This window comes from Bacteroides cellulosilyticus (genome assembly GCF_020091405.1).
In the GTDB taxonomy this organism is placed as follows: Bacteria; Bacteroidota; Bacteroidia; order Bacteroidales; family Bacteroidaceae; genus Bacteroides.
Genome location: NZ_CP081903.1, coordinates 3,567,866 through 3,580,412, shown reverse-complemented (window position 1 = coordinate 3,580,412; position 12,547 = coordinate 3,567,866). Strand labels below are relative to the sequence as shown.

9 protein-coding genes are annotated in these 12,547 nt (G+C 39.7%); 3 read left to right on the top strand and 6 right to left on the bottom strand.

From position 1 onward, the window contains the following. Positions 1-48: 48 nt before the first annotated feature. From K6V21_RS12875 to K6V21_RS12855, 5 genes are all read right to left on the bottom strand, one after another. Complete coding sequence (locus K6V21_RS12875) at positions 49-1,341, bottom strand: hypothetical protein (RefSeq protein WP_224318833.1); 1,293 nt, start codon at positions 1,339-1,341, stop codon at positions 49-51. Between the two features lie 4 nt (positions 1,342-1,345). Then, positions 1,346-2,626, bottom strand: a complete 1,281-nt coding sequence (locus K6V21_RS12870; protein ID WP_224318831.1) for a lipopolysaccharide biosynthesis protein — start codon at positions 2,624-2,626, stop codon at positions 1,346-1,348. 110 nt (positions 2,627-2,736) lie between these two features. Next, the gene (locus K6V21_RS12865) at positions 2,737-3,177 is read right to left on the bottom strand and encodes a UpxZ family transcription anti-terminator antagonist (RefSeq protein WP_224318829.1); all 441 of its coding nucleotides are present in this window, start codon (positions 3,175-3,177) and stop codon (positions 2,737-2,739) included. Positions 3,178-3,209: 32 nt separating this feature from the next. After that, a complete protein-coding gene (locus K6V21_RS12860) occupies positions 3,210-3,767 on the bottom strand; it encodes a UpxY family transcription antiterminator (RefSeq protein WP_224318826.1) in 558 nt (185 codons plus the stop codon). A 1,093-nt stretch (positions 3,768-4,860) separates the two neighbouring features. Next, complete coding sequence (locus K6V21_RS12855; RefSeq protein ID WP_224318823.1) at positions 4,861-7,017, bottom strand: glycoside hydrolase family 97 protein; 2,157 nt, start codon at positions 7,015-7,017, stop codon at positions 4,861-4,863. A 224-nt stretch (positions 7,018-7,241) separates the two neighbouring features. Between K6V21_RS12855 and crcB the strand changes: the two genes are divergently transcribed. From crcB to K6V21_RS12840, 3 genes are all read left to right on the top strand, one after another. Further along, positions 7,242-7,613 (top strand): fluoride efflux transporter CrcB, encoded by a 372-nt coding sequence (gene crcB / locus K6V21_RS12850; protein WP_224318821.1) that lies wholly within the window; start codon positions 7,242-7,244, stop codon positions 7,611-7,613. A 92-nt stretch (positions 7,614-7,705) separates the two neighbouring features. Continuing rightward, positions 7,706-8,986, top strand: a complete 1,281-nt coding sequence (gene eno / locus K6V21_RS12845; protein WP_217716361.1) for a phosphopyruvate hydratase — start codon at positions 7,706-7,708, stop codon at positions 8,984-8,986. 271 nt (positions 8,987-9,257) lie between these two features. Beyond that, on the top strand, positions 9,258-10,211 hold the full coding sequence (locus K6V21_RS12840; RefSeq protein WP_224318818.1) for a hypothetical protein: 954 nt from the start codon (positions 9,258-9,260) through the stop codon (positions 10,209-10,211). Positions 10,212-10,278: 67 nt separating this feature from the next. Here K6V21_RS12840 and bglX read toward each other — a convergent pair whose 3' ends face one another. Then, entirely contained in the window at positions 10,279-12,531 is a 2,253-nt protein-coding gene (gene bglX, locus K6V21_RS12835) for a beta-glucosidase BglX (protein ID WP_224318815.1), read from the bottom strand. Positions 12,532-12,547: the final 16 nt, after the last annotated feature.

The following is a 12,547-nucleotide window of genomic DNA, read 5'->3' as shown; positions in this document are numbered from 1 at the left end:
TCACTTCTTACTAATACCAACGAATAGAATCATACAAATCATTTATATTCATAAAGTTTTTTGGGGATTAGTTCTATATGATATAAGAATAATCAATAAAGCCCAAACTCCACTAGATAAAAAGGTTGCGGGAATGAAAGTTGAAATAATCGCATATGAAAATATCACAGCTATAAAAAATATATATGACTCATTTACTCCTTTCGCACATGAACTTATAATTTTAAAGTAAACAACTAATATAAAGGGTAATATAAAACAACCTTCATTTCCAAAATTAGCATACGCTTCACTAATTAATCCATTATTAGCTCTTATGCCTTCCACTTCTGGTGAAAAGTATTCCCCCACAGCAATATCTACACTAGTTGATGAATAGGGAGAATTCATGCCAAATCTGCTAAAAATGCTATTCCTATAATAATCCGGTTCAAACAGATTGAAAAAAGTATAATATTCATAATCCATTCCAGATGGAACATAAAACACTCTCCAAAAAACAAAAGAAACACCTAACTGTATTGTTGCATTTTTTACAAATGAGATTAAAAGAATAAATATCGATGCTAATAACGGAATATACCTAAGATAGTATTGCTTATAATACAATCTTATTATAATTCCTATCACAGTTGCAAAAACTATAGATTTTAATCCCACAATAGAAAAATCTATATAGATAATTATTGCAAATACAAATGCCAAAAAATATTTTTTTTTATCCAACAAATAGCATATAACTAGCGGGCATAATAGTGTTGAAGCCGCTAAAATATACCTAAATACCGTAGGATAGCTATTTTCTCTTTGTTCAAATCTAATATCATATACATCAAATAACGAGGTATGAAGATGAAAACCAGTATATCTTATAGAAATGTATAAAACTGATATAACAAATAGACCAATAACAATATAAAACAAGTTCTTTAAACATCTATTGTGCTTTTCAATACAATCATTGCTCACTATTTTTATTGATGGCATATTATTACATAACACTACAAACATAAACCAAAAGATAAAATTTGTGACGATGTATGCTTTCTCATAACTAATATAGCCAAGTAGAATAGTCAAAGGAGTGAATTTCAATAATAGAAGCACAAATGAAACATTGCTCCAAAAACGATCTTTTCCAAACATTGCCTTTATAAACAATAAGGCCATGCCTATGAAAAAAGCCCACGATATAATATATCTGGATAATGATGCATCATTAATATAACCGGCATAGCTATATATAGGCACAATGAATTTTGCATAATACATTTCCTGTGCTATACGGTATAATACAAGAAATAAAAAAAGTGATATCCGTTGATGCTTAAATATTTTCATAATGTCATTTTACCGAATATCTATAGCACCAATAAAACTGCAACAAAAAAAGTAATGACTTTATTCCACTAAAAAAAAGCAAGAAAACATAAATGTCTCTATATAAATTAGATATAACAATAAGAAGTAACATTGAAAACAAAAACAAAAGTTGCCATATAAAATCATATGACTGTTTACTTGCAATTATTAAAGTAGGACGAATAACTTCTGTAACAAATGATATGGCAACCATAGGTATTAAATATCTAGTATATATGCCAGCATTTATCCACTGTGAACCTAAAATAATTTCAAAAAGAAATGGAGAGATTATGAAAAGAATAGAAAATCCCACTAAAGAAATGATAGAGATAGGAACTATTGTTTTAACGAGTATATTTCTGCATGAACCATAATTGTTATAATCTTCATTCGCCCTCTGCCGATATGCATCACTAACAGCTATTGTAATAATGGAAATAGGAACTGCTATTATCGTATTCGACATTGAAAAAAAACCAAGTTCCTCTTTAGTAAAAACCGCACCTAAATAAAATAGAGGTATAGCGCACGATACACTATTAATCAATTTTCCAGTCATTACATATTTTGGAAATCTAATATATTTAGTCAAACATTCCTTAACAACAGATAATGACACGATTTTATACAGATTTCTATCTTTCACAAACATAGAAAATAAACAAGAGAATGCAGAGATACCTCTGCCTATTAATTCGCCATAGACCTTCCCGTTACCTAAGACCAATGAATTCATACACCCAAACAGTGTTTCTGCAATAGATAATGATGAACTATTTACTAGTTTATTCACGGACAACTGTTTGAAATATTTATTTTTAACACACCATTCATTATAACATTGATAAATAACAATGAACAATGCTATCAATATTGGGATAAAAAACAATTTCACAAAAAGAGGTTCATTTAATAATAAATGAATTTCATCCCTTAGGAAATAAAAAGTTAAGCATATAACACTTAACACAAATATCGACAATGACAATACTAATACAATAATATTAAAGGCCTCTTCCTTACTTTTAGAAATAAAAATTGAATAAGTATATCCACCAGTAACTAAGATAGCTAATATTGCCGCTATTTGAGAAAAAATTGCAGCTGTTCCTATTTGATCTGGTGTAAATAGCCGTCCTATTATTGGATAAAATATAATTGGGATTAATTGTGCTATAAAGGTTCCTCCAGTTAATACTAATAAGGACTTAGTATAATCTGACGTACGAATTCTATTTATAAATCCTTTGACTAATTTCATTATAAATTCTTAATTTCTTCCATACCACTATAGAGCAAATATGTAAGTGCCTTTAGCAACATATATGGTAAGAAGACTTAATTTCAAAAGCAATACACCAATTGGGACACTTACTCAATTTTATCTAATTCATTGATGACCTCTTGTTGCTCACTAGTGAACAAGCCATCCCAACTATTTATAATTATATGTGCTTCTTTTGCTAATTCTTCCTCTAACGTCTCTCTATAACAGGCCACCAATAATCGACATTTCAACAGCGAATCAGATATTTTATTCAATATTTTCCAACTGCGATCAAGTAGCATCTGAACTTTATCTTCCTTATCCCCATGATTGTAAATTGTAGCACTATAAGCTTTCAAGAGAGTAGTACAAAGAATCACCTCTTCTTCGTCATTCCGGGCTTTCTTCCGATACAAGGTTTCTGCCTGATTATAAACATCCGAATTCAATTGGCGAAAACGATCTGCATAAATGGGTTCACCATCCATACCAAGATAAAGAAGCTCATGCGTAAGTTGACGCAAAGCATCGATTTGAGACTTCATATAACTATGAATTAAAAATTATAAATTATGAATTATTCTTCTGTTACCGGAACAATAAGAGAGGGATGAATAAAAGTGGTAGCTACTGCCATAACCCCCTGAATAGAAACAACTACCCGACGATCACCTTTTACACGAACAAATATACCTTCGACGCCTTCGAAAACCCCACCGGTGATGCGGACACGATCTCCTTTCTGCATGGAATATTCCGTAGGCGGCAAGTAAATTACTTGTTGGTCGTAAGAGCCGGCGATGGCTATAAAGTGGCGCATTTGGATTTCAGGAACGATAATCGGCTGCTTCGTCTCACGATCCATGATATAGCGAAGAGGTAGAAGAACAGCATTTTCCTCCTTAATTTCGTCAATCTTCTTACGAGTGGAATAAATGAAAACCAGATTATGTATGGCAGGAACGAGTTTACGAATACGTTGCTCCTTCCGCGTTACATATTCATAACGCATAGGAATGAAGTTTTCGATATTATTCTTGTCCAAAAACTCTTTCAGAACGAGTTCCCGGCTATAGGTGATACGCAAAGCATACCAATGATATTCAGAATTCAGAATGGAAGATTGAGAGCTCATGAATGATTAACTGTTCTCGTCTGGATATTTCTTGGGGACACCGGGGAATGAAAATTCCTTCCGGTTAAAACGTAAATCCGTGATGGTGAATTTGCTACGTTCAACGGCCTAAATTCAGACTCCCTATCGCAGGAAGTGCAAACAGGCACTTTTGAAGACTGGAAAAGCTGATTTTGCTGAAAAAGCACAGTTCTCGACTTCTAATATACTGTAAACAAAAGACTTAATAGAACAAAATATACTATTAATCGTTCGTTTAATGGGCACAAAGATAAGGGGGATTTTCGAAAGAACAAAGTGTTTAATAAAAATAATTCTAATCATATCATTTAATCCCATCCACAAGTACCTGTAAGGGCACTTCCAAAAGGGCTACACTATTTACCACGACTAGGCTACACCCTTTGCGGCAAAAGGTGTAGCCCTGTACAAGCTATGCTTAACACACCAGACAATAAGGAATTTTATTTAACACTCTTCCATTCATTACCTCAACTACAAAGGCACTTTAAAACTACTCTGAGAATTAGTCACTTACAAGAAGTTAAGAGTTTGTCGACAGGAAGTTGACTCTTTGTCGACAAACTCTTAACTTCTTGTAAGCAGGCTCTTAATGCCTTGCAAACAGGACAAACTTTGTTACATCACAAGACTTCTAAAGTTTATTTAAATTTAGTGACAAATGATATAATCCAGTGCATTATCTGCAACCATCGAGTCAATGCAAAGCCTCCCATTTCAGAGGTAATCAAGCCATACCATCAAGTTCTTGCTCAATCATCTTATTAAGTTGTGGAAGCATCGATTCTATTTTGCAATATCCTTACTTCCTACTCCTGAAAGGTGGTAGATAAAACGATAACATACCTTCTACTTGCTCTCACATAGCTTACTTCTTTAGATTAGGATACTTACTTTTCTAGTGGCCACAACTGTAGTTTACATGCTTACGAAGTCATACAAAGAAAAAAGAAAGGGGTGTGTCTAATTTATAGTCTGACACACCCCTTATTTACCTAATGCCTAATAAAAACCTCTTTTTACCCTAATTTTAGAGTACCTCTCAATCTGAGAGTTATCCGATGAATCTTATCTATCTCCATTTCTTCACAGCCTTCTTATCTGCCGGAGTAGCCTCAATCAGACTCAGGGCGAAGCCACCACTACGTGCCAACTTCACAGACATCTTAGTCTTACTGGTCACAATACCTTTCTTTATCTGATAAGAAGTCGGATTCTCTTTGTAGTCAGCATCTTTACCATCAGCATAAAGAGTAGCTACATATTGCTTGCCAGGTTCCAGAAAATCCAGAGTAAAGTTAGCAGTACGTGCATTCTCATCTGTGATGCCACCTACAAACCAGTTATTCGTTCCTTTCGCTTTACGAGCTGCAGTAATATAATCACCCGGTTCCGCTTCCAGATATTTACTATCATCCCAATCTACCGCTACATCTTTGATGAATTGGAAAGCATCCATGTGCTTCTCATAATTCTCAACTAAATCGGCAGCCATCTGCAACGGACTGTACAGCGTCACGTAAAGAGCCAACTGCTTACAGAGAGTAGTCTGTACCTGTCCATGAGGCAGATCGCCCATGAAATCGAGTTTTGTATCAAAGATACCCGGAGTATAATCCATCGGGCCACCAATCAGACGATTAAATGGAAGCAAGGTAGTGTGGAACGGTTTACTGCCACCAAAAGCCTCATATTCCGTACCACGGGCAGACTCGTTACCAATCAGGTTAGGATAAGTACGGCAAAGTCCGGTAGGACGCACAGCTTCATGGGCATTTACGCAAATCTTATACTCAGCAGCTTTAGTCACGGCGTACAGATAATGGTTGTTCATCCACTGACCGTAGTGATGCTCTCCACGAGGAATCATATTGCCTACATAACCACTCTTCACTGCATTGTAACCGTTGTCTACCATAAACTGGTAGGCTTTATCCATATGACGTTCATAATTGCGTACGGATGCCGAAGTTTCATGGTGCATCATCAATTTCACACCCTTACTTTTAGCGTAAGCGTTCAACATCTTTACATCAAAGTCAGGATATGGAGTTACAAAATCAAATACATAATCTTTAGAATGACCGAACCAGTCTTCCCATCCTTCGTTCCAACCTTCTACCAGCACTTGATCAAGGCCATTTTCAGCAGCAAAGTCTATATAACGTTTTACGTTCTCATTGGTAGCACCATGGCGTCCGTTAGGTTTAGTTTTGGCATAATCCGTTTCACCCAATTTTACAGAAGGCAGATCATCGGTATAAGCCCAAGTGCTCTTTCCGGCAATCATTTCCCACCATACGCCTACATATTTCACCGGCTTAATCCAAGAAACATCTTCATAAGCACAAGGCTCATTCAGATTCAACGTCAGTTTGGAATTCAGAATATCACGGGCGTCATCACTTACGATAACCGTACGCCACGGAGACTTACAGGGAGCTTGCAGGTATCCTTTATCCCCTTTTGCATCAGGAGTAAGCCAGGACTCGAATACGAAATTCTTATCATCCAGATTAAGATGCATACAGGAGTAATCCACCAAAGCAGCCTCATGCAGGTTAATATAAAGACCGTCAGCTGTTTTCATTTGCAGAGAAGTCTGTACACCCGTCGGAGAGAACGTAGTCTGTGAAGAATTAGGAGTGATTGCACCATCCATCAAGCCACGGATTTCAGAAAGCTTAGATTCTGTATAATCATATTCCTGTGTATCATAATCGCCCGGTATCCAGAAAGCTGTGTGATCGCCCGTCATGGCAAACTGAGTATGCTCTTCCTTGATAACGAAATAGTTCAGGTTCTTAGACAAAGGAAATTCGTAACGGAAACCCAAACCGTCATCAAACAGACGGAAGCGGATGATCATATTGCGATCTTGCGCTTTCTGGTTCAACGTTACAGCCATCTCATTATAATGGTTGCGAATTTGTTTCACTTCACCCCATACCGGCTCCCAAGTCTCATCAAAAGTGGAAGTTTGGGTATTTGCCAGTGTAAATCCATTCATCAGCCCCGGAGCATCTTTCAGTTCCAAGCCGAGTTTAGAAGGTTTGATAACAGCTTTTCCTTTGTAGGAAAGTTCATAGATCGGTTCACCTTGTGCGTTCACTGAAAAGTTCAGTTGCAGTTGTCCGTTCGGCGAGGTGATACTCTCGGCCATTGCCCAGTTGCTTACAAACAAAAAGAGCAGGAGACAGAACAATTTGATTGCTTTCATGTTTTTCATGATTTGAATTATTTTAGAGAATTATAATCGTGATGCAAATATAAGGATGAAATGACATGTGAACGAAGGAATAAAATGAAAATATAGATGATTTACCGGCAAACGTTTGCATAACTGGTTTAGTTTCTGATTTTTAAGCATTAAGGGAAAAAACCGGAATATAAACCCGATATAAATGGAAAATTGTACCTTTGCAGGCATTATCGGAATAATAACAGAATAAAATGAAAGAATTGATATACATTTTCCTTGGTGGCGGAACAGGCAGTGTGCTCCGTTACTATGTACAGGAATTACTGCACGAACGGATCATCCCCTATTCCTTTCCTTGGGCAACATTTACAGTCAATATCTTCGGCAGTTTTCTCATCGGATTGTTTTATACCCTTTCCGCCCGTTTTAATCTCTCGCCCGAAGTACGTCTGTTATTGACTGCCGGTTTCTGCGGTGGCTTCACTACTTTCTCTACTTTTTCCAATGATGGTCTGACCTTGCTGAAAGGTGGTTTCTATGGAACGTTTATAGCATATACTTTAATCAGCATCACGCTGGGAATATTGGCTGCATTGGCGGGGGGAGCAGTTGGCGGAAAATGATAATCTAATTGCAATTACAGTACTACTTTCCTGAACAAAAACCGATTGTTTCTTGTTCCCTATTTAAAATAATTACAAATAATATCATAATTATGAAAATAGAAAAGATTATCGGACGTGAAATCCTAGATTCAAGAGGAAATCCCACAGTGGAAGTAGATGTAATGTTGGAATCAGGCTTTATGGGCCGTGCTTCCGTTCCTTCCGGCGCTTCTACGGGAGAACACGAAGCATTGGAACTCCGTGATGGCGACAAAGGACGTTATGGAGGCAAAGGCGTATTGAAAGCTGTAGAAAACATCAATGATATTATCGCTCCGAAACTTGTCGGAATGTCAGCCCTCGACCAGATGGGCATCGATCATACCATGCTGGCATTGGATGGAACAAAAACGAAATCAAATCTGGGCGCAAATGCTATTCTCGGCGTATCCCTCGCCGTAGCTAAAGCTGCCGCCGCTTATCTCGATATACCCCTGTACCGCTACATCGGTGGTACCAATACATACGTAATGCCCGTACCGATGATGAATATCATCAACGGTGGTTCACACAGTGACGCTCCTATTGCCTTCCAGGAATTCATGATACGCCCTGTAGGTGCAACTTCCTTCCGTGAAGGTTTGCGCATGGGTGCCGAAGTATTCCACGCTTTAAAGAAAGTACTGAAAGATCGTGGTCTGAGCACTGCTGTAGGTGACGAAGGCGGTTTTGCACCAAATCTGGAAGGTACAGAAGATGCCCTGAACAGTATTATTGCCGCCATCAAAGCTGCCGGATACGAACCGGGCAAGGATGTAATGATTGCCATGGACTGCGCCTCTTCTGAATTCTATAAAGACGGAATCTACGATTATACCAAGTTCGAAGGCGAGAAAGGCAAGAAACGCACAGCCGACGAACAGATTGACTATCTGGAACAACTTATCAACCAATTCCCTATCGATTCTATCGAAGACGGCATGAGCGAAAATGACTGGGAAGGCTGGAAGAAACTTACCGACCGCATCGGCGACCGTTGCCAGTTGGTAGGTGACGACCTCTTTGTTACTAACGTTGATTTCCTGGCCATGGGTATTGAAAAAGGTTGTGCCAACTCTATTCTAATTAAAGTAAACCAAATCGGCTCCCTGACCGAAACATTGAATGCCATCGAAATGGCTCACCGCCACGGATACACTACCGTGACCTCCCATCGCTCCGGTGAAACGGAAGACGCCACGATTGCCGACATCGCCGTTGCCACCAATAGCGGACAAATCAAAACCGGTTCATTGAGTCGTTCCGACCGTATGGCAAAATATAATCAGCTGCTTCGCATCGAAGAAGAACTGGGCGCTAATGCTGTTTACGGTTATAGACGCATCAAATAAATTAAAATCCTATTCAGGCACCATAAAGTAGCAGTAGAATAATTATAGTGTTAATAGTGAGAGGGTATATTTATAACAGATATATCCTCTTTTTTATAATCTATTCGGATAAAAAGTAAGAAAAACTCGTCTTCCAAACACATTCCTAAATATTTTTTCTAAATTTACAGCTAGATTTATCACAACAGTTCATTATCTAACCAAATCCCAAACACATAATTAAGTGAGAACCAAGTATATTTTTCTAGCAGTCATTTGTTTCATTGGACTAGTGAGTTGTCAAAATGACGACAACACAGAAAATGAAATACCGGAAGGAAACTACAATCACACTGTAGTAAATCTATTAAAAGGATTTGAAGAAGAAAAAGAAGCTTTATTCGCTAAGCTGAACGTTAGCGAAGGGACATTCATAGCCCTAAGCACTGCTGCAGCCTGGACTCTGCAACCTGCAGAACAAACAACATTGAAAGATATTCGCAATGGCGTAAGCAAACCGGATGAAAAAACTTTATTGCAAAAAGTAATCCCATTAGAAGATATGTCGATCTATATGGACAACATATATGGTGGAACGATAGGAGGCTTCGTGGCAGAAGCAGCAGACGTAAAATCACTCACTAATATGTTCGATGTGTACTGGGGACTACGCCTCGACTATGAAGGTACCAAATTTTCAGAAGGCGGCTCCGGATACGCCGTTATCCGCTTCTATAGTAATACAGCATCTAAACTGACCATTCCTTTTTCACCGGAATTAGGCGGTACACAAGTCCACGCATGGCCGAACGGAGGTGGTGGATTTACAACCTCAACACTTGGAAAAGGAGGATATCCCGAGTGGGTATGCAGTGGTTATAATGCTCCTGAAGAGGGTGCGGAACTATACGAAGTCAACACAAAAGGGCAAGAACAACTGCGTTCTATCTTCAAAAATGGTAAGTGGCAAACGTATGGAACGACTGATCTTGACACTTCTGTTTCAACAAGAGAACAATCGCATACGATTCGCAACGGTGTATTTGACGGAAAGTTCATTACTACCTATGGCGAGTATGAGGGATATCCGTTTATAGTCCGTGGCGAGGTGAACGGATTTTATCATCTGACTACTGACCGGCAAGTACCCGTGGCCGGCTTGCAAGTAGTGGAAAGAGGTATATATGGTCTGCAAGTTGTAAAACAGGCAGTGAACAATGTACATGAAGTTATAACAAGATTATAAATACATACGCACGAGGGGCGAACCGTCACGGCCCACCCCTCGCTTTCTTTAACCTTAAAATCACCAATCAGTCTACTACCTTGAAGAAAACTTCTTCTCCGGACTGACTATCCGTTGCCACCCAGAGCCCAAAGTCTCCAGACTCCACAACTTTAGCCATATCTATGTTCCAAAATGCAAGTTCACTAATAGGGAGTTCAAACGAAACGCTTTTCTTCTCACCCGGCTTCAATGTCACACGAGTGAAACGTTTCAGTTCTTTCACCGGACGGGTCACGGAACCAATCTTATCCTGTATATACAGCTGAGCTACTTCCGTTCCTTCATATTTCCCGGTATTTTCCAGATCGAATGTCACTGTCAGCACATCATCTTTTTTCAGTACATCAGATGCCAGTTTGATGTTGCTATACTTAAACGTGGTATACGACAGACCATAGCCAAACGGGAACAAGGGATCAAAACCTGCATCCATATAGAATGAAGTACATCCCAGTGAAGTCTGTCCGGCCTCAACAGCAATATCATTCAGCAACACTTCATTCCGTGTAGCCGGACGTCCGGTATTGTTATGAGCGTAGTACACAGGAATTTGCCCCACCATCTTCGGGAAAGTAACCGGTGTCTTTCCGCTCGGAGCAGCCTTCCCCCAAAGCAGATCAGCCAATGCAGGACCGCCCATCGTGCCCGGATGGAATGAATAGAGAACAGCAGTCGATTCTTCGACTTCCTTACCTATAGTCAACGGACGACCCGCCATCACAATAGTCACTACAGGTTTACCCGTCTTAGCCAAAGCTGTAATCAAAGCTCCCTGATCGCCTTGCAGGTCCAGATCAGCCAAGCAGTGAGCTTCACCCGAAAGAATAGATTCTTCACCCACAAAAGCAAGAATGACATCTGCACGCGCAGCGGCAGCAGCCGCTTTAGCCACACTTGCCGGATTTTTCTCACGACTATATGCCAGTCCCGGTTCATAAATCACCTGTACTTTATCGCCAACCATTTCCTTAATAGCGTTCAACGGAGTCTGAGTACGAGCTTTCTCACCATCAAATATCCAAGTACCCAACTGTTCATAAGGTGCATTAGCCATAGGTCCTACCACTGCAACTGTTTTCACGGATGGCTGTAACGGCAACACTTCCCTATCATTCTTCAACAGAATAGCCGATTCGACAGCCGCTTGCTTAGCTGCTTCCAAATGAGAAGGAGCATACATGACAGATGGTTGTTTTTCATCTACATAAGGAGCATCAAACAGTCCCAAACGATACTTGATACGTAAAATATTGCGAACGGCCTCATCAATAGTGCTTTCTTTCACCTTTCCTTCTTTCACCAATTCCGGCAATTCCTTCACAAAAGTGTAACTCACCATTTCCATATCTACTCCTGCATTCACTGATTTCATTGCCGCTTCTTTTGGACCGGCTGCAAAACCATGGCTTATCATTTCGCTGGCAGAAGCCCAGTCCGTCACAACAAAACCATCGAATCCCCACTCATCACGGAGTACGTCTTTCAAAATGAAAGCATTCCCGGTAGATGGAACCCCATCATTATCATTGAATGAAGTCATAAACGTGGCTGCGCCAGCTTTGGTGGCAGCTTCAAAAGGTGGCAAATAAACATTGCGCAAACGGCGTTCGGGAATGAACGTAGAATTATAGTCACGTCCTCCTTCGGCTGCACCGTAACCTACAAAATGTTTAGGACAAGCAGCAATTGAAGTAGGGCTATTCAGCGAATCTCCCTGAAAACCTTCTACCATAGCAGCTCCCATTACGGAAGTAAGGTACGTATCTTCACCGCACCCTTCGGCAATACGTCCCCAGCGAGGATCGCGGGCAATGTCAATCATTGGCGCAAAAGTCCACCGGATACCTACAGACGAAGCCTCAATAGCCGCTACCCGCGCACCGTCTTTTGCTACCTGCGGATTGAACGAAGCCGCTTGTCCCAAGGGAATAGGGAAGATTGTTTTAAACCCGTGAATGACATCACGTGCTATCAATAAAGGAATACCCAACCGGGATTCTTCCATTGCCACGCGCTGTAGCGCATTAATACGCACCGGATCCACCTCATTCAAGATGGAACCGATTTCACCTTTCTTAATCAAAGCACTCATATCCTCAATATTACCGTAAGAGGAAATCTGGTTCATCTGACCGATTTTCTCTTCAAGGGTCATCTTGGACAAGAGAGATTCTACTTTTTTCTCGGTTGCCGCATCACTGCCTTTATTTGTCACTTGCGTACAAGAGACAAAAGGCAGAAGAAACAAACAAGCGGAGAAGATTTTCAGTGTCTTCATGAATTAACCTAATTAT

Coding starts and splice junctions, on each gene's coding strand:
- K6V21_RS12875 (WP_224318833.1), bottom strand. CDS start 1,341: ATGAAAATATTTAAGCATCAACGGATATCACTTTTTTTATTTCTTGTA.
- K6V21_RS12870 (WP_224318831.1), bottom strand. CDS start 2,626: ATGAAATTAGTCAAAGGATTTATAAATAGAATTCGTACGTCAGATTAT.
- K6V21_RS12865 (WP_224318829.1), bottom strand. CDS start 3,177: ATGAAGTCTCAAATCGATGCTTTGCGTCAACTTACGCATGAGCTTCTT.
- K6V21_RS12860 (WP_224318826.1), bottom strand. CDS start 3,767: ATGAGCTCTCAATCTTCCATTCTGAATTCTGAATATCATTGGTATGCT.
- K6V21_RS12855 (WP_224318823.1), bottom strand. CDS start 7,017: ATGAAAAACATGAAAGCAATCAAATTGTTCTGTCTCCTGCTCTTTTTG.
- crcB (WP_224318821.1), top strand. CDS start 7,242: ATGAAAGAATTGATATACATTTTCCTTGGTGGCGGAACAGGCAGTGTG.
- eno (WP_217716361.1), top strand. CDS start 7,706: ATGAAAATAGAAAAGATTATCGGACGTGAAATCCTAGATTCAAGAGGA.
- bglX (WP_224318815.1), bottom strand. CDS start 12,531: ATGAAGACACTGAAAATCTTCTCCGCTTGTTTGTTTCTTCTGCCTTTT.